The organism is Arcanobacterium hippocoleae, from assembly GCF_031456295.1.
GTDB lineage: Bacteria > Actinomycetota > Actinomycetes > Actinomycetales > Actinomycetaceae > Arcanobacterium_A > Arcanobacterium_A hippocoleae.
This window is the reverse complement of the sequence record NZ_JAVDUJ010000001.1, coordinates 1817324-1834859: the sequence shown is the minus strand read 5'-3', so window position 1 is coordinate 1834859 and position 17536 is coordinate 1817324. Positions and strand designations below refer to the sequence as shown.

The following is a 17536-nucleotide window of genomic DNA, read 5'->3' as shown; positions in this document are numbered from 1 at the left end:
AATACTTCACAATCTGGAAAAGATTCTGGATCGATGAGAAACGATGAGCACTCGCATGGAAAGAAGGCCAGCAATGAGCCCTAAGGCAATCGCAATTGCTCCAGAAATTCTTGATGCCGTCTCCAACGGCACCCATTATGCCCCACATGATGTGCTTGGTGCGCACAGCGACGGCACGAATGTCACGATTCGGGTAATCAGGCAATTCGCAAAAGAAGTTCAGATCGTTACTGAAAATGGAGATTTTCCCGCACAGCACGAATCCAACGGAGTATGGGTTGCAGTGCTCAACGGGCGAGAAATTCCCGATTACCGCGTGCGTGCAAAATATGGAGACTGTGAAAATACTACCGACGATCCGTACCGCTTCCTGCCCACGATTGGAGAAGTTGATAAGTATTTATTTGCTGAAGGGCGCCATGAAGAACTCTGGAAAATGCTCGGAGCGCAAATCCATACATACGATTCACCACTTGGCGAAATACACGGCACGAGTTTCAGTGTTTGGGCGCCAGCTGCCCGTGCAGTGCGGGTAGTCGGTGATTTCAACGGCTGGAATGGTGTGGGTGCGGCGATGCGTTGCCTAGGCGAAACGGGAATCTGGGAAATTTTTATTCCGGGAGCAGGTGAAGGCGATCGCTATAAATTTGAAATTCAATATCAGGACGGCTCCTGGCACCAAAAAGCCGACCCAATGGCACGGCGCACGGAAGTACCGCCTTCTACTGCTTCCGTGATCACCGCAAGCAGCTTCAGCTGGTCTGATGAAAAGTGGATGCAGCAGCGGAAAGAAATTGACCCACATGCCGGGCCGATTTCAATTTATGAAGTGCATCTTGGGTCTTGGCGGAAAGGCTTAAGTTACAAAGAACTCGCTGAGCAGCTGATTGGGCACGTAAAATATCTTGGTTTTACACACGTCGAATTTTTACCTATTGCCGAGCATCCATTCGGTCCGTCCTGGGGCTATCAGGTCACATCATATTATGCGCCATCAGCCCGCTTTGGCACCCCTGACGAATTCCGTTATCTCGTTGATGAACTACACAAAGCCGGGATTGGCGTAATTATGGATTGGGTACCAGCGCACTTCCCGAAGGATGAATGGGCTCTGGCAAAGTTTGATGGATCATGCTTATTTGAAGATCCAAATCCACTCCGCGGCGAGCATCCTGATTGGGGTACGCTAGTCTTTAATTTCGGGCGCAATCAGGTCCGCAATTTCCTTGTTGCAAATGCACTTTACTGGCTTGCTGAATTCCATATTGACGGGATCCGAGTAGATGCCGTCGCCTCAATGCTTTATCTTGATTATTCACGTGAGCATGGCCGTTGGCAACCCAATATTTATGGCGGACGGGAAAATCTCGAAGCAATTTCTTTCATCCAAGAAGTAAACGCTACCGCATACCGCAAGTTCCCAGGAATCATGATGATCGCCGAAGAATCCACCTCATGGGGTGGGGTGACTGGCATGACCGAAAACGGAGGCCTCGGCTATGGCTTGAAGTGGAATATGGGATGGATGAACGACACTCTCCGATATTTGCAGGAGAAACCGATCAATCGCCGCTGGCATCATGGTGAGCTCACATTTTCACTTGTTTATGCTTTCTCTGAGCAATTCCTCTTGCCGCTTTCACACGATGAAGTAGTGCATGGAAAAGGTTCGCTCTACAACAAAATGCCCGGTGATCACTGGCAAAAACTGGCAGGGCTGCGTTTACTCTATGCATATCAATGGTCACATCCGGGCAAACAGCTACTGTTCATGGGGCAAGAGTTCGGGCAAATTGACGAATGGTCTGAGGCGCGTTCAATCGATTGGTGGCTCACCGATAATCCACAGCATGATGGCGTAATGAGCTGCGTAAAAGCCTTGAATGAAGTTTATTTGGCACATCCAGCATTATGGTCAGATGATTTTACAAATTCCGGCTTTGAATGGATTGACGTCACCGACGGTGACCACAATGTGCTCTCCTATTTGCGTAAATCAAAAGATGGTAACGAACAAATTGCGATCCTTTGCAATTTCTCTGGCGTACCACACAATGACTATCGCATCGGATTGCCCGAAGGCGGCATCTGGAGTGAAGTATTCAACTCCGATGCAACCGAATTTGGCGGCTCTGGTATCGGCAATCTGGGGCAGGTAACTGCTGAGGAAATTGCCTGGAATGGTCGTCCATTTTCGGCGCAAATTCAGCTTCCTCCCTATGGCGTAGTCTTCTTGGCTCCGTTGGTGAAGAAAGACTAAATTTCTTTCTGCACTGGATGCGATTGGGGCACTGGCTTCAATTCGGATCCAGTGCAGATTTTTTTGCGAATCAAAAAAGATTTTCAATACTTAGCTTTGCAAGTTTGCAAGCAGAGATTTCAATGGCAGACTATTAGCTAAGCAAAGCGGATTGAGTAAACGCGCAAAGGCATCCAAGAAAGTGAGTTATTAAGTATGGCATCGAAGATCCGGCTGGAGGATATCGCAAAACAAGCTGGAGTATCTACTGCTACTGTCTCGCGCGTACTGAACGATAAGAGCCTGGTCGCTCCAGAAACACGCCATGCAGTTATCGAAGCACTTGATTTACTTGGCTATGAGCGGCCCGAAAAACTCCGTCGTCGTTCAGGCGGCTTGATTGGAATGATCGTTCCAGAGTTAACGAATCCAATTTTCCCGATGTTTGTACAAAAGTTACAGACGGCAATGTCATTGCAAGGATATACACCGCTATTAGCCACACAGTTAGCTGGTTCAACTACTGAAGATGCTTACGTAGATACCATGCTTGAATACGACGTTTCAGGGATTGTCTTCCTTTCCGGTTTGCACGCTGATTTGACGGCAAATCTTGATCATTATGCACGAATCACGGAAAAACGGATCCCCTATGTCACAATCAATGGGGCAAATCCGGCGCTCCAAGCTCCCGATTTTTCTTGCGATGATCATTTTGCTGCAGCCCTCGCCGTCCGCCATTTGATCCACCAGGGGCACACACAAATTGGGCTTGCCACCGGGCCGACCAGGTTTAGTGTCGCGCGTGCAAAAAGTGAAGCATACTTAAGCACAATGCGCCGTCTCCTACCAAATGTGCGGCCAATGCAAGAGCACACGCTTTACACTGTTGAAGGCGGGCAGTTGGCTGCTGCTGCACTTTACGAACGTGGCTGTACTGCGATTATTTTCGCCTCGGATGTGATGGCATTAGGCGCAATTCGCTACTTTCAGAATATGGGTGTGGATGTACCACGGAATGTGTCGATCATCGGTTTTGACGATTCACGGCTAGTAGCATTTGCCAATCCTCCGCTGACCACATTACATCAGCCAGTAAAGGCAATGGCGGATGCTGCCGTAGGCACGCTGATTGCAATGATCAATGGTGAAAAGCCAGCTTTTGAATCAATGAAATTCCCGCCTGAGTTAGTAGTCCGCGCTTCTACTGGCACTCTCCGCAAGAACTGACTGCAAAGCTGTTTTCACGTCTCGAAAATACGTGAAAACAGCGAAACAGTCGATCAAAATAGCACATTCGCCAAAGCCCGACGAGCTTGCTTTACAAGCTCATTGCCAGGCTCAAGCGTCGCAAAAAGCGCCAGCAATCGTTCGCGAACGAGATTTCGATTTTCTCCTTCAGTTGCTGCAATCACGTCAATCAACCGTGCAAATGCTGCTTCTTCACGCTGGTGCATCATCTCAAGATCTGCGGCAGCAAGATGCGCAGATATATCGGTCAATTCTGCTGCCGCAGCAGTTTCAAGAATTTGTTTCGTCACTTTTGGATCCCGTACCGGGTTCAGCTCCTCGATCCGCTGTAGCAGTTCCACTTGGCTCAGAGCGGCCTGCGCTTCTGCATCTGCCGGGTTTTCTTTTAGCGCCGCACTATAGGCTGCATATGCGCCAGCTAAATCGCCTGTGTCGAGTGCATCTAAGCCGTCTTGATGATGCTTTGGTAACGGCGGCACTTGTGCAGCTGCATCTGCTCTTTCCACCCCTCCGGAAAGTATGCCGGTGATCCCGTATTGTGCAGCAGCCGCCAGCAGTTTCTCGATCGTCTGCGTAATTTCGGCTACTTGCGGTAATCCCTGGAATAAAGGTATCGGCTGACCTTGCAGCACAGCAATTGCAGCAGGCACAGCAGTTACCCCAAATGCTTGCGCTACTTGCGTTTGCTTATCCGTGGAGACGGTTGCAAGCCCAAAGCGTCCTTGGAATTGCTTTACTAAATCCGTAAATACTGCAACTAATTTTGCCGAATTCTCCGATTGCGTTGCATGAAATACCAGTACGAAAGGCACTTGCGCCGATTGCAGCAAAGTTTCCTGCAGATTTTGGGTAGTGATCTCGCGTACTGCTGAGCCAGATACTACATTGCTTCCAGCCGCTGCTGAATCTTGCTGTGCATGGGCTTGTTTAATTTCATTCGCCGCTGCAAGCGCACCCAAATCCACTACCCCGGATAAATTAACTGGAATCTGTTGGTTCATCTTTCACTCATTCTCTCGATTATTTGTTTCGGATCCGCAGCGAAGCCTCTCGCCAAATTCAATGCATCAGCATATCGAAATATTACCCGGTTCCGTTGCGCATCCTGATCCAAATTTTACTGGCGCTCTTTTCTATTCGTTCGTCACTGAAATCAGCGTCGGAGCTGTTGCCCCAATCACTTGCACCACTTTGCTCTTTGCATTTTTCGGCGGCAGATAGAAGGATGCCAACAAGGAATAGCTCGCCGTTAGCTTGGTTTTTACATCTACCTGTGGATTCGCACCATTTTGCGCGGCAAGCGCCCCGATTTCACCCTTCAGGCGTAAAGTGGCATTTTCTTTTGCCCGGGTCACGATCACATTGTACTGAATTGCTCCGCTGAGAATTGCCCCACCGTCAGCTGTGGGAACCATTTTGAATCCCTGTTCTGAAGCGATAGCGGGTGTTTCAACTTGTGCTAACTCCCCTAATGCAGCTGTGAGCTGTTCGCGTTGTGATTTGATCTGCGTAAAAATCGGATCAGCTTCATTAAACTTCGGCGTACCTGGTGTACCTGAATTTAGATAAGCGGTGTATGCGCTAACTAATTCTTGTGGCGCAGCGACATATTTTGCTGCATCAAGAATTGATTTCGTATCAGTAAGTTTTGACTCCAATTTCGGTATTTTCAGATCAGGGAAGAGATAGGTCTGCCCCCAGAGCTGATAAGGAGCGCGCGCATTTTCTTGCACCCAGATACTCAGAGTCTGAAAATTTTGTGTCTTGCCAGGTTGATTCACATTTCCTGCGATCCGTGGAAACTCAGTGCCTGCGCTGATCGGCACTGCATCAGAATCAATGATGACGGCAGGCAGCAAGTATTTATCACCAAGAATTTTCTTCAACTGGTATTGCCCACTTCGCTGGAATTTCATTACGCCATTAATTCGTTTGCCCAGCAGATTCGCATCGAGTGCAGCATCTGCTGCGTTCAACTCTTGCTTCGCGCCACTCAGGATTTTCGCAAAATTTCCGGTATTCACAATCGGTTCAGCGATTCCTGCCGCAACCGGCTCCGGGAAGTGCGTATTTTGCGCACAAGCGCTCATTGAGAATATTGCTGTGGCTGTGAGCGTCAGCGAAATGGTTCGCCAATAAAATGATTTACGCATGATTTTCACCGTCTTCTGTATTTTCTCCAGCTGGATTAAGTACATCGTGTGATGCATCTTCCACTGCTTCACGCTGTGAATCGACAGCATCAGCATCATGCCACAGTTGCTTCCAGTCGTCTTCTGCAGCTACTTCAGCTACCTGAGTTTCGGTAACTTGATCTGGATCTTGATCTTGCGCATTTTCAGCATCCAATTCCGGCTCAGCGTCTGCTGCGAAGATCGGCAATACTACCCGATTTTCTGGAGCTAGCGGCCGCTGCCGAATTTCGCGATAACGCACTGTGCCAGGAAGGATTGCCGCACCCAATGCACCCTCAGTCAATGAAACATTTTGCAGCCGGAGCTGAGCTGCTGCTTGCGCGTAGCGTTCAGCTTCCGCCTCCTGCGCTGGATCTTCACCTAGATTATTTTGCGGAAAAATGATCCGATCAGATTCATCTAATTCAGATTCACGCAGTGCAAGCGTGCGTGAAGTGCCAGGTAAAATCGCGGCGCCAAAGGCTCCATCAGTATGTTTATGCTGCACCTCGCGAGTTGTCTGGGGAGCAGCTAAATCACCTTGATAAAGCGGAAGAACTTGCGTTGCAGCGCTTTCATCTGCGAGTCGTTGCGCTTTTCGTTCCACTTCGCGCTTCCTGAAATAATTTACGCGTGCACGTGATTGCGTGTCAGTAAAAAGCAGATAGATCCCGATCAACGCAAGCAGAATTCCCAGTATCGTTATTTGGATGGTCGGGAAAGTCGCTGCCTTGATTTTCCAGGTGAGCGTAACTTCAGGAGCAACTCCATTTGTTGCGGTCACAAGAACAGCACGCTGTGTCCCCTTGGGCACCTCATATTGCAGTTCCAGATCGTCTTTTTGCCGCCCAGATTTCTCCCAAATATCGCTGTCTATAAAATTCTGCGCGCCGTCTTTCAAGAATTTTTCATCTGCCACACGCAATTCTGATTTCGCATTGTGCAAAGTGGTCTTTGCTTTTTCAGCGGATTGGATTCCGGCAATGCGGGTATAACTCGATTCGCCGACGTACGCCCGCACATCTTCACTGCGCCCAATTGCCCAGAGCAACTCGCCATTCTTCGGAGCGGCAGCTTGAATCCTTACACTGCTCTGCGGAAAGAGTGAGAGCACGCCAGAATCCGTATATACAAATGTAGTTTTCGCACTAGGTACCTGCACTTGCACCGTCTGTGGAGCATTGCGCAAAGCACCAAAAATGAGCGCAAAAAGTGCTAATAATACGCCACAAATGCTCAAGCCGATCCCGGCAATACGTTTTATCGATATATCCTTCAATCTTCACTCTCACTTTGGCTTAGCGTCCACCACTCAAATTAATTCTCGTACCACTATCGCAATAGCGCGACCCGATCAAAATCATAGTGTTCAAATACTAATACTGCTTTGCTCATAGTTGATTTTAAGTCGTCCTGAGATTCACGAATTTGCGAAACTGCTGCACACATTGCTTTGACTCACACAATGCAAAAAGTGCATTCAATCGCAGAATGCCAGTCCCTTAATTATAACGATTTTGCAACAATTAGCGAAGAGAGAATTACAAGCCGAGAGCTAAACCATGTTTCACCACATGAATTTATTTGACGGTAGCCGAAAAATCAGTAAGCCACCCGCGTCATAAAATATCATGATGCGCTTTATTTCGATAGGCTTGAGACAAGTAGTGAATTGGCACCGTGCTGAAAAGCGATACCGCCAAATGGAGGATTTATGAGCGAGAATGAACAACTATTCCCAGTAGTAATGCGCGGTTATGACCGCACCCAAGTAGATGCAAAAGTTAGTCAACTCCAACAAACACTTGAAACTACACGCGCGCAAGTTACACATCTGGATTCGCAAATTCTGCAGTTATCTGCCGAGCTGGCACAAGCTCACGAAGCTGCACGCGAACAAGAGCGTCCAAGTTACTCTGGGCTCGGTACACGTGTAGAGCGGCTCCTGCGCTCCGCTGAAGAACAAGCTTTAGATGTAATGACGCGCGCACGGAAAGAAGCAGCAGAGATTATTGCACACGCGCAAGTAAAGGCAGCACAGCTGCACAACAGTGCAGATTTAGAGAGTGAAAAAATAATGCGTGATGCGCGCTCGTGGGCTGCCACCACCCGTTCAGAAGCTACCCAAGAGGCACAAACTGAAACTAAAAATGCGCAACTAGAAAGCGCTGAGCTACTCACATCAGCACAGCGGGAGGCAAAAATGCTCCAAGCCGAAGCAGAAACAAAAACAGCTGGGATGTACTCCAAGGCACAACATGAAGTGGATCTCCTGCGCAAAGAAACAGCACAGGAGATTGCCCAACTGCGCGCAGCAGCAGATACTGAGATTGCAAAAATGCGCGCTCAGGCAGCAACAGAAGTCGCACAATTGCGCGCTACCGCACAGGAAGAAGTAGCACAATTACGTGCCGCCGCCGCACAAGAGATTGCAGCTCACGAAAGCGAATCAGCACAAGAGCTCGCCCGCCGCGAAGGCGAACTGCGCACGCAGGCCGAAGAATTGATCGAGCTTGCCCGTACGCGCACTGAAGAAGCACAATCACGCGTAGCAAAAGCAACTGCCGAATCAGTGCAACTACGTGAAGCAACTAGCAAAGAAGTGAAAGAACTACTTGCTTCAGCACAGTTAGATGCAGATGAAATCATCACGAATGCAAAAGACGAAGCCCATACGATTCGGCAGCTTGCCACTGAAGACGCACAGGCCGCAAAACAAAGTGCAGATGCACACGTAGCATCTTTAGAAGAGCAACGCAAGAACCTCAGTTCCTATCTGGAAGAGATGCGCACACTTTTAAGTAATTCAGCTCAATCGTTAGTGGTGCAGGAAATTATCGATCGTTCACCCGCCCATTCACAAGCAGCAACATCTCATGAAGGCACGGAAGATGAATAAGCTACATCCCAAAAATTAGCGGCTTCCCAGCTGGTTTCAGCAGCTGCTAGCAACTTTCCCGATGTGAATAGCTCAGAGGGGCAGTGATAGTGTAAAACTATCACTGCCCCTCTGAGCTAAAGCTGAAAGCTGCACTGAAGAAAATTGCAAGATCTCACTGCCGCTGCTTTACCACGAGAAGCTTGTTACTTTGTTACTCAGGCAGCCACAAATTGTGCCAGGATTTGTGCCAGCGCTGCCGGTTGCTCATCAGCACTAAAATGGCCAGCATCTTCAATCTCAATAATCTTCGGCTGCTCAGCGCGCAGTGCAAGTTGCATTAAGTATTCGAGAGAACATGTGGCATCATCTACTCCGCGCACGAAATAAACTGGACCATCTACAAGTTCGATCGCATCAGTACGATCAAAGCGATTGACCATTGCCCGCTGGATCCAAGCCAGAGCATCGCCGGGAATTTTCTGAAAGCGCTGATCTAATGATTCACGCACAACAGCCGATACATTTGGCGAAACCATCGTCGTAGTCCAATTTGCTACCGCTTCATAAGCTTTGCCAGATTCAGCCATTTGCGCCATATTTTCGCGGAACTCACGCTTTGGCGCATCGTCTGCACCAATTCCCGTATCAATCAGCGCCAACCCAGTGATCATTTGCGGATATTGCGCCACAAACTCTGCTGCAACAGCACCACCCATTGACAATCCGCCAATTTTAATTTGGGTGATTCCTGCATCGTCAAGTACATCCTTAATTGCTGCAGCATACGCTGGGATACTTGGATCCGCGCTAAATTCTGAGCCTGCAGGCGAATCACCAAATCCGGGAGCATCCACCGTAATAATATCGATTTCAGGCAATAGTGCACGCACTTCATCCCACATCGAAGAATCAAGTGGAAGAGCGTGAATCAATACGAGTGGGCAATTTGAGGGCGTGCCGCTGCGCCGCATTGCAAGTTTTGTACTCATATTTTCACGTTACCACTTTGCCCCAGCTTTGTGAATGGCAACTGTTGCATATCCGCGGCAAGAAAATTTATCTAGCTCTCCCCCGCGCACGCCAACAGCTCGTATGCCAATGCCGCCGGTCTGCTTGACCAGCTGCTACTCCAAACCAGTTTTCTTCCGTCCAGGCTACTTCATGCGCTTCCCCGACCATAATCACACCATTGCAACCAGGACAAATATACTGTTTTGCACCATGCACAATATGATGCACTTTATACTCAAAACCGTCAGCGCCCATCTCGGTGTGCGTATTCCCCATAATCGCATCTAGATTTAACGGACGCACTTGCTGTTGGTATTTTTTCGATCTGCGCACTTAAAACAACCGATCTTCTGAACGATCCAGACCACGCATTTCATCATAGTTGAGTATGATACATTCAATGCCGCGATCGGCTGCAAGTACTCGTGCCTGCGGTTTGATTTCCTGTGCTGCAAAAATACCCCGGATCGGGCTAAGCGTAGAATCTCTGCCAAGATACTCTAAATACCGCGTCAGCTGTTCAACTCCATCAATTTCGCCACGTCGTTTCACTTCTACCGCGATATGCCCGCCATTAGCATCTAACAGCATTAAATCAACTGGCCCAATAGGAGTCGGATATTCCCGGCGCACCAGGCGCACATGATCCCCAAGCAATTCCACCTGCTCTGCAAGCAGCTTCTGCAAATGCGCCTCCACACCATCCTTTACCAAGCCTGGTTCGATTCCAAATGCCTGCTCAAAATCATGGTGAATTTGCTGGATCTGCACCACAAGCCGATCGGTAGTTTTCGTACTCGAAACTTCCCAAACCTGAATAATGCCTAAGCTCGCTTCAGCTGCTTCGGGATCACGCACCATCAGCTGGCACGGTGCACTCATCCAATTCAAAGGCTTATATGAGCCACCATCAGTATGCACCAAAACGGAACCGTCAGCTTTCACCATTAACAAGCGTGTAGCTAACTCAAGGTGCGCATCAAGACGCCCGGAATAATCAACCGCGCAATCGGCAACTACCAAGCGCAAGAGACTAAACCTCCACAGATTTAACGTCAGATTCAACAACCACCATGATGTGATCTGAATCGACTGTCACGAACCCGTTACTCGTATGGATCACTCCCGATTCACCTGCAACGGTACGGTAGCGCAACTCTCCAGGCAAAATCACCGCAAGCAGCGGGGTGTGCCCAGGCAAGATTCCCAGTTCACCAGCAGCGGCATTCACTACTACTTCACTGACCTCGCCTGAAAAAAGCTCTCCCGCTTGCGCAACAACTTCAAGTTTCATCTGAACCTCGACTCAGCCTTCCGCCTGAATCTTCCGGTAAGCCTGCTCAATATCTTCAATCCCGCCGATATTGAAAAATGCCTGCTCCGGAATATGATCGTACTCGCCTTCGCAAATCCGACGGAATGCCTCCACAGTTTCATCAATCGGCACAGTAGATCCTTCCACACCCGTAAATTTCTTTGCAGTATAAGTGTTTTGGGAAAGGTACTGTTCAATACGCCGCGCACGGGCAACTGTTACCTTATCCTCTTCGGAAAGTTCATCCACACCAAGAATCGAGATAATATCCTGCAATTCTTTATTTTTCTGCAAAATCGCTTTCACATGGGTTGCAGTATCGTAATGAGCTTGCCCCACATACTGTGCATCAAGAATCCGCGAAGTTGAGGAAAGCGGATCAACCGCCGGGTAAAGACCACGCGAAGCAATCTCACGTGAAAGCTCAGTGGTCGCATCCAAATGCGCAAATGTAGTAGCTGGAGCTGGATCAGTATAATCATCAGCTGGCACATAAATTGCCTGCAATGAAGTAATCGAGTGCCCGCGCGTAGACGTGATTCGTTCCTGCAATGCACCCATTTCATCAGCAAGTGTTGGCTGATACCCCACCGCCGACGGCATCCGCCCAAGCAGTGTGGAAACTTCCGAACCAGCCTGAGTAAAGCGGAAGATGTTATCGATAAAGAGCAGCACATCCTGATTTTGCACGTCGCGGAAGTATTCTGCCATTGTCAGCCCGGAAAGTGCGATACGCAGGCGCACCCCTGGCGGTTCATCCATCTGCCCAAAGACAAGAGCTGTCTTATCGAGCACGCCAGCATCTTCCATTTCGTTGATCAGATCGTTACCTTCACGGGTCCGCTCACCCACGCCCGCAAAGACAGATACACCACCGTGATCTTGTGCTACACGCTGGATCATTTCTTGAATCAGCACAGTTTTGCCCACACCTGCACCGCCAAAAAGACCGATCTTTCCACCTTGTACGTATGGCGTGAGTAAGTCGATCACCTTAATGCCAGTTTCAAACATCTTAGTTTCCGGCTCAAGTTCGTCGAAAGTTGGCGCCTTGCGGTGAATTGGCCAACGCTCATGCACCACAAACTTTTCTCCGTCTGCAAGATTCAACGGCTCGCCGGTAACATTAAAAACGTGACCTTTGGTGATATCGCCAACTGGCACAGTGATTGGTGCGCCAGTATCGATTACCGTCGCACCGCGCACCAGCCCATCGGTTGGCTTCATCGCAATCGTGCGCACGATATTATTCCCCAGATGCTGCGCTACTTCGAGCGTCATCTGCAGTTTTTGTGCCTCGCTTGCATTACCCAAATCCACTTCCGTGATCAGCGCATTATTGATATCCGGGAGTGCATCAGGTGGAAACTCGATATCCACAACTGCACCTACGACCTGCACAATCCGGCCAGTGGAAACTTTCTGTGTTTCATCTACGACGGTCATTGTTTCTTCCTTTTTCAATCCCGGCAACCGGGCTTTTGTTGACAGGATCACTTCCCCAGCGCATCTGCACCGGAAATAATCTCGGTAATTTCTGTAGTAATTTCTGCTTGCCGGGCATTATTTGCCAGGCGCGTGTACTTCTCGATCAGTTCGTGTGCGTTATCAGTAGCTGAATGCATCGCCTGTTGGCGTGCAGCCAGCTCCGCCGCAGCAGACATTAACATTACTGAATGAACTCGCTGCCCGATATACATCGGAAGCAATGCATCGAAAACTTCTTGTGCCGACGGCTCAAACTCGTAGAGCGGCGTAGAATCCTCAGCTTCTTGTGCTAAATCCGGTTGGTGCCCTGGAGCGTCCACCACTTCTAGGGGCAGCATCCGACGGATCTCTACAACTTGTGAAACCATTGAGACGAATTTCGTAGAAACCACATGCAGCTCGCTAACTCCACCAGCATCAGCCGGAGCGAGAAAGAGATCTAAGAATAGATGCGCAATCTCGCGCGACGTTGCATCCGTTGGCTTATCAGATTCTCCCACCCAGCTCCGTTCAACTGGTACGCCGTGGAATCTAAAATGTGCGTCCCCGCGCCGTCCAGATACGCAAAGCACTGGCTCTTTGCCCTGCTCACGCAAATCTTCCAAGAGCTGATCTGCTTCGCGTAATACTGATGAAGAATATGCACCAGCCATTCCACGATCAGAAGTGACAACAAAAACAATTACTCGATTTGTATCTTTTCGCTCCGTCACAAGTGGATGCTCTGCCTGTGCATGTGCAGCAACAGTCGCGATCGAGGCAGTAAGCGCGCGCGTATACGGATCTTGCCCCAAAGCCGCATCTCGCGCCTTCCCGATTCGCGATGCGGCAATCAGCTCCATCGCCCGGAAAACTTTTTCGAGTGTGCCAGTGGCTCGAATCTTTTGCTTATAAATACGCTGTTTGCCCGCCAATTTCAGCCTCGCTTCTTGCGCACGATCTGCTCTTGGGTCTTTTGGGCAGCTACCGCTTCAGGTTCAGTTAAATCAGTTTCAGGCACGTAAGCAGCCTGGAAAGATTTTGCAAATTCATCAGCAGCAGCTGTGAGACTCTCTTCCATCTGCGCACTAAGCTGCCCGCTTTCACGCAAATCACTGAGCACTGAAGTGTTTTGCTCCAAGTATGCCAAGAATTGTGACTCAAATTCATGCACTTTTTCGAGCGGTACTGTATCGAGATATCCCTTCGTACCAACCCAAACCGAAGCTACCTGGTGTTCAATTGAATACGGCGTATACTGCGGCTGTTTCAGCAATTCCATCAATCGTGCACCGCGTGTGAGCTGCCTTTGGGTAGCAGCATCCAGATCTGATGCAAACATTGCGAAGGCTGCCTGCGCACGATACTGCGCCAAAGTGATCTTTAAAGTACCGGCAACTTTCTTCATTGCCTTGATCTGCGCATCGCCACCCACACGGGAAACTGAAATACCAACATCTACTGCTGGACGCTGATTCGCATTGAATAAGTCTGATTGTAAGAAAATCTGCCCGTCAGTGATTGAAATTACGTTTGTTGGAATATACGCCGAAACATCATTTGCCTTAGTTTCGATGATCGGCAGACCAGTCATCGAGCCTCCACCAAGATCATCGGAAAGCTTTGCGCACCGCTCCAGTAAGCGAGAATGTAAATAGAAAACATCGCCAGGATACGCTTCACGCCCTGGCGGACGGCGCAGCAACAGCGATACTGAACGGTAAGCTTCAGCCTGCTTGGATAAATCGTCGAATACGATCAGCACATGCTTGCCCTGATACATCCAGTGCTGACCGATTGCCGAACCAGTATATGGAGCTAAGTACTTATAGCCAGCAGAATCTGATGCCGGGGAGGCAACAATCGTGGTGTATGCGAGTGCTCCAGCGCGCTCCAGCGTTGCACGCACCGATGCAATCGTCGAACCTTTTTGCCCGATCGCCACATAAATACAGCGCACCTGCTTTTGTGGATCGCCCGTTTCCCAGGCAGCTTTCTGATTCAAAATCGTATCGATCGCAAGTGCCGTCTTTCCGGTCTTACGATCACCAATAATCAGCTGACGTTGCCCACGACCAATTGGGATCATTGCGTCGATCGCTTTGATCCCCGTCTGCAATGGCTCATGCACCGACTTGCGCATCATTACACCTGGTGCCTGCAATTCGAGGGCGCGACGTTCTGTCATATCGGAAATTTCTCCCAGACCGTCAATCGGGTTACCCAAAGGATCAACTACACGACCCAAATATCCTTCACCGACTGGCACGGAAAGCACTTCACCGGTACGACGTACTTCCATCCCCTCTTCGATTCCGGCAAAATCACCAAGTACGACCACGCCGATTTCACGTTCTTCCAGGTTCATCGCCAAACCTAGCGTACCGTCTTCAAATTTCAGCAATTCGTTTGCCATCGCACCAGGCAAACCCGATACACGGGCGATACCGTCAGCGGTGAGTGTCACGTGGCCAACCTCTTCGCTTGCTACTTTCACCGGCTCATAAGAGCTGACGAAAGAATCAAGCGCCGCCCGAATTTCATCGGGCTGGATTGTTAGTTCAGCCATTCTTTTCTTTTCCTTCGCTCGCAGCGAGATTCATCCCTGATGAGATCTCGCAATGGATCAGTTATTTCTTTAGTAAATCTTTCACCGCTGCCAAACGAGTAGCGATGGTGCCGTCGATCACGTCATCTTGTACATGGATCCGCAAGCCCCCAATCACTGCTGGTTCGATCGTGGTATGGAGTCTGATTTCTTTCCCATAATGATCAGCAAGAATTTGCGCCAGCCGTGCCTCTTGTGCAGCAGAAAGCGGAATTGCACTTGCCACCGCAGCTACGAGATGTTTTGCATGCTGCGCACTGCGCTGTACATAAAGACTCAATGAAGCAGCGATCGAGTAATGCTCAGTCCGCCGTACAGCGTGCGAGATCAGGAACCGAGTATACGGATTAACCTTTGCAAAAACCCGCTCAACAAGCTTCGAGCGTTCTGCACGTGGGTAAAAAGTATCGTTTAAGATCAAACGTAAATCACGCTGTTTCTTTAATACCCGCATCGCATGATAAAGCTCTTCTTCCGTTTTGGAAAGCAAATCTTCACGCTGCGCACCAAGCAGTACGGTGTCGATTCCAAGATACTCAAGCGCCTGAATGAGATCACCCGGCTCCGACCAGTTTTCGCGGACAACTGCAAGAACCAATTCAAGCACTGCGCTCTCAATATGAGCTGCAAAAACTTCTCGTGCTAGTACTGCTCGCGCATTCGCATCGCGAGAACGGTCTTCGAGTGCCCCCAACAGATTTGCGTGTTGCCGCAAAATATCGGCTGCATCAAAAATTAGCCGCGCCAGCATGATTTCCTGGCCGGGCTGCGTGCGAAGCACGCCTTCCCACATCTGACCGATCTGCTGCAGTGCAGCTTCACTTCCCGTTCGCATCACCGCTCCTGCCCAGCGGCGCCTTGCTTTGTTTTTGCAGGCAATGCCACCGAAAGCTCATCAAGGAAACGATCAATTACCCGTGATGCGAGTGCCTGATCAGTAATCGCTTCACCGAGAATTTTTCCTGCCAACTCCGTCGCGACCGTGCCCAAATCGGAACGGAGCGAATGCGTTGCAGCCTGCGCATCGGCATCAATCCGCTTTTGTGCACCAGCAACGATCGCAGCAGCATCCACACGAGCTTTCGCTTGTGCATCTGAGATAATCGACTTCGCGTTATCTTGTGCCTTTTCCCGGATCAGGGCAGCCTCTCGCTGTGCATTCGTCACTTCTACGGCGAGATCCTCACGCTCGGACGCAATTTCAGCACGTGCAATCTCAGCAGCTTTCAAGCCGTTGTCGATTTTCTCGGTGCGCTCATCAAGCATCTGGCTATATTTCGGCCAAGCAAGCCGATAGATCACAAACGCGACGATAGCAAAAGCGAGTGAACCCCAGACTAAATCAGGCAAAGCTGGCCAGAGCATCGAATATACACTGCCAGAACCAGATGCGAGAACCTCACTCGTTGCAAACATATTTAAGCTCCAAATACGAATCCAGCAAGGAAGCCGAAAATGCCAAGTGCTTCAGCGAATGCGATCGACAAGAACATATTCACCCGCAGATAGCCCTTTACTTCTGGCTGACGTGCGGTTGCTTCCTGATTCTTCGCACCAATCAGACCAATGCCAAGACCTGGGCCGAGAGTAGCGATGCCGTAACCGATGGTGGCGATGTTACCAATCATTTGATTCTTTCCTTTTGTTCGGTTTTTCACAAATTAGTGTGCTGAAATGGACAAAGATACGTAAGCGGCACTCAGCATCGCAAAGATGTAAGCCTGAAGTGCGCCGACGAACAGCTCGAAGACAACGAAAAGTGTGCCTGCGAGAAGCGTAAGAGAACCGAGTCCGACGCCTAATCCGCCAGAAATCGAAAAATATAGATAGTGCGTACCGAGGAAGCAGAGCACCAGGATAAAATGGCCTGCAACCATATTTGCAAGCAGACGAATAGTTAAAGTCGCCGGGCGCAAAATAAATGTCGAAAGAAATTCCAAGGGCACCATAATAAAATAGAACGGCCACGGTACGCCTGGCGGCATCAGCTGTTCTTTGAAAAATTTACCGCCGCGTGCCTGCAAACCAGCAATGATAAAACCAAAATATGCAAAGAGTGCATAAATCAGCGGCATTCCAATTAGTGATGTACCAGCGATCTGCAGCCCAGGGATCACACCCGTGATATTCATAAACAGCACGCCCAGGAAAATCGTCAAGAGCATTGGCTGGAAGCGCTTTGCGTCTTCCTTGCCTAAAATTTCCTCACCAATTTGCACGCGCGAAAAATCAATCAATGATTCGACTACACCTTGCGCGCGACCCGGCACGAGCTTTGCACGCCGAGCATATATCACCATTATCGACGCGAGGATCACAACAGCTACAAGACGTACTAAAAGCACCCGATTTAATTCAAAAGGAGTACCTGCGAAAAACAACGGATCAGGGTTAAATTCATGTTCGAGAGTTGGACCGGTGAAACCAGAATCACCACTCGTTGCGCTTAGCAACGGCATCCACAAAGCACTGTGCAAAATATTCACTTTCGCTTCAATCCCCATACTCACGATTATTACCTTGCGCAGAATTTATCTTTTCTCCGGAACGATGCACGAAATAAGATAAACCAAAGTTTGCAAGCCTGACC

General features: G+C 49.4%; 17 protein-coding genes. 3 read left to right on the top strand and 14 right to left on the bottom strand.

The genetic code is table 11. The annotated features are described in order from the left end of the window. Positions 1-73 precede the first annotated feature (73 nt). Positions 74-2260, top strand: coding sequence for a 1,4-alpha-glucan branching protein GlgB (gene glgB, locus J2S36_RS07670; RefSeq protein WP_309957123.1), 2187 nt, complete (start codon positions 74-76; stop codon positions 2258-2260). Between the two features lie 195 nt (positions 2261-2455). After that, positions 2456-3469 (top strand): LacI family DNA-binding transcriptional regulator, encoded by a 1014-nt coding sequence (locus J2S36_RS07665; protein ID WP_309957121.1) that lies wholly within the window; start codon positions 2456-2458, stop codon positions 3467-3469. 53 nt (positions 3470-3522) lie between these two features. Here the strand turns inward: J2S36_RS07665 and J2S36_RS07660 are convergent, their stop codons facing one another. The 3 genes from J2S36_RS07660 to J2S36_RS07650 all read right to left on the bottom strand — a co-directional run bounded on the left by J2S36_RS07660 (position 3523) and on the right by J2S36_RS07650 (position 6943). Beyond that, positions 3523-4491 carry a co-chaperone YbbN gene (locus tag J2S36_RS07660; RefSeq protein WP_309957118.1) on the bottom strand — a complete coding sequence of 323 codons (969 nt, stop codon included), beginning with the start codon at positions 4489-4491 and terminating at the stop codon, positions 3523-3525. A gap of 132 nt (positions 4492-4623) precedes the next feature. Further along, complete coding sequence (locus J2S36_RS07655; RefSeq protein ID WP_309957116.1) at positions 4624-5643, bottom strand: hypothetical protein; 1020 nt, start codon at positions 5641-5643, stop codon at positions 4624-4626. Continuing rightward, positions 5636-6943, bottom strand: coding sequence for a hypothetical protein (locus tag J2S36_RS07650; protein WP_309957113.1), 1308 nt, complete (start codon positions 6941-6943; stop codon positions 5636-5638). The genes J2S36_RS07655 and J2S36_RS07650 overlap by 8 nt, the downstream gene beginning before the upstream one ends. A 435-nt stretch (positions 6944-7378) precedes the next feature. On the opposite strand from J2S36_RS07650, the gene J2S36_RS07645 reads away from it, so the two are divergent. Further along, positions 7379-8563 carry a DivIVA domain-containing protein gene (locus J2S36_RS07645; RefSeq protein WP_309957111.1) on the top strand — a complete coding sequence of 395 codons (1185 nt, stop codon included), beginning with the start codon at positions 7379-7381 and terminating at the stop codon, positions 8561-8563. Positions 8564-8760: 197 nt separating this feature from the next. Here J2S36_RS07645 and J2S36_RS07640 read toward each other — a convergent pair whose 3' ends face one another. The 11 genes from J2S36_RS07640 to atpB form a co-directional block, all read right to left on the bottom strand. Continuing rightward, entirely contained in the window at positions 8761-9534 is a 774-nt protein-coding gene (locus J2S36_RS07640) for an alpha/beta fold hydrolase (RefSeq protein WP_309957109.1), read from the bottom strand. Between the two features lie 67 nt (positions 9535-9601). Beyond that, positions 9602-9859 carry an Rv1322 family protein gene (locus J2S36_RS07635; RefSeq protein WP_309957107.1) on the bottom strand — a complete coding sequence of 86 codons (258 nt, stop codon included), beginning with the start codon at positions 9857-9859 and terminating at the stop codon, positions 9602-9604. Positions 9860-9889: 30 nt separating this feature from the next. Further along, positions 9890-10585 (bottom strand): endonuclease NucS, encoded by a 696-nt coding sequence (nucS, locus tag J2S36_RS07630; protein ID WP_309957105.1) that lies wholly within the window; start codon positions 10583-10585, stop codon positions 9890-9892. Between the two features lie 4 nt (positions 10586-10589). Continuing rightward, positions 10590-10850 carry a hypothetical protein gene (locus J2S36_RS07625; RefSeq protein WP_309957103.1) on the bottom strand — a complete coding sequence of 87 codons (261 nt, stop codon included), beginning with the start codon at positions 10848-10850 and terminating at the stop codon, positions 10590-10592. A gap of 12 nt (positions 10851-10862) precedes the next feature. Next, on the bottom strand, positions 10863-12317 hold the full coding sequence (atpD, locus tag J2S36_RS07620; RefSeq protein WP_309957100.1) for a F0F1 ATP synthase subunit beta: 1455 nt from the start codon (positions 12315-12317) through the stop codon (positions 10863-10865). Between the two features lie 47 nt (positions 12318-12364). Then, positions 12365-13273 carry a F0F1 ATP synthase subunit gamma gene (locus tag J2S36_RS07615; RefSeq protein ID WP_309957098.1) on the bottom strand — a complete coding sequence of 303 codons (909 nt, stop codon included), beginning with the start codon at positions 13271-13273 and terminating at the stop codon, positions 12365-12367. Between the two features lie 2 nt (positions 13274-13275). Next, positions 13276-14907 carry a F0F1 ATP synthase subunit alpha gene (atpA, locus tag J2S36_RS07610; RefSeq protein WP_309957096.1) on the bottom strand — a complete coding sequence of 544 codons (1632 nt, stop codon included), beginning with the start codon at positions 14905-14907 and terminating at the stop codon, positions 13276-13278. A gap of 61 nt (positions 14908-14968) precedes the next feature. After that, complete coding sequence (locus tag J2S36_RS07605) at positions 14969-15781, bottom strand: F0F1 ATP synthase subunit delta (protein WP_309957093.1); 813 nt, start codon at positions 15779-15781, stop codon at positions 14969-14971. Then, positions 15781-16362 carry a F0F1 ATP synthase subunit B gene (gene atpF, locus J2S36_RS07600; protein ID WP_309957091.1) on the bottom strand — a complete coding sequence of 194 codons (582 nt, stop codon included), beginning with the start codon at positions 16360-16362 and terminating at the stop codon, positions 15781-15783. Before atpF ends, J2S36_RS07605 begins: the two co-directional genes overlap by 1 nt. A gap of 2 nt (positions 16363-16364) precedes the next feature. After that, on the bottom strand, positions 16365-16574 hold the full coding sequence (gene atpE / locus J2S36_RS07595) for an ATP synthase F0 subunit C (protein WP_309957089.1): 210 nt from the start codon (positions 16572-16574) through the stop codon (positions 16365-16367). A 33-nt stretch (positions 16575-16607) separates the two neighbouring features. Continuing rightward, the gene (gene atpB, locus J2S36_RS07590; protein WP_309957523.1) at positions 16608-17450 is read right to left on the bottom strand and encodes a F0F1 ATP synthase subunit A; all 843 of its coding nucleotides are present in this window, start codon (positions 17448-17450) and stop codon (positions 16608-16610) included. Between the last annotated feature and the right edge of the window lie 86 nt (positions 17451-17536).

Bases quoted from the DNA above. Each gene is read 5' to 3' on its own strand.
- glgB (WP_309957123.1), top strand. From the start codon at position 74: ATGAGCCCTAAGGCAATCGCAATTGCTCCAGAAATTCTTGATGCCGTC.
- J2S36_RS07665 (WP_309957121.1), top strand. From the start codon at position 2,456: ATGGCATCGAAGATCCGGCTGGAGGATATCGCAAAACAAGCTGGAGTA.
- J2S36_RS07660 (WP_309957118.1), bottom strand. From the start codon at position 4,491: ATGAACCAACAGATTCCAGTTAATTTATCCGGGGTAGTGGATTTGGGT.
- J2S36_RS07655 (WP_309957116.1), bottom strand. From the start codon at position 5,643: ATGCGTAAATCATTTTATTGGCGAACCATTTCGCTGACGCTCACAGCC.
- J2S36_RS07645 (WP_309957111.1), top strand. From the start codon at position 7,379: ATGAGCGAGAATGAACAACTATTCCCAGTAGTAATGCGCGGTTATGAC.
- J2S36_RS07640 (WP_309957109.1), bottom strand. From the start codon at position 9,534: ATGAGTACAAAACTTGCAATGCGGCGCAGCGGCACGCCCTCAAATTGC.
- J2S36_RS07625 (WP_309957103.1), bottom strand. From the start codon at position 10,850: ATGAAACTTGAAGTTGTTGCGCAAGCGGGAGAGCTTTTTTCAGGCGAG.
- atpD (WP_309957100.1), bottom strand. From the start codon at position 12,317: ATGACCGTCGTAGATGAAACACAGAAAGTTTCCACTGGCCGGATTGTG.
- atpA (WP_309957096.1), bottom strand. From the start codon at position 14,907: ATGGCTGAACTAACAATCCAGCCCGATGAAATTCGGGCGGCGCTTGAT.
- J2S36_RS07605 (WP_309957093.1), bottom strand. From the start codon at position 15,781: ATGCGAACGGGAAGTGAAGCTGCACTGCAGCAGATCGGTCAGATGTGG.
- atpF (WP_309957091.1), bottom strand. From the start codon at position 16,362: ATGTTTGCAACGAGTGAGGTTCTCGCATCTGGTTCTGGCAGTGTATAT.
- atpE (WP_309957089.1), bottom strand. From the start codon at position 16,574: ATGATTGGTAACATCGCCACCATCGGTTACGGCATCGCTACTCTCGGC.
- atpB (WP_309957523.1), bottom strand. From the start codon at position 17,450: ATGGGGATTGAAGCGAAAGTGAATATTTTGCACAGTGCTTTGTGGATG.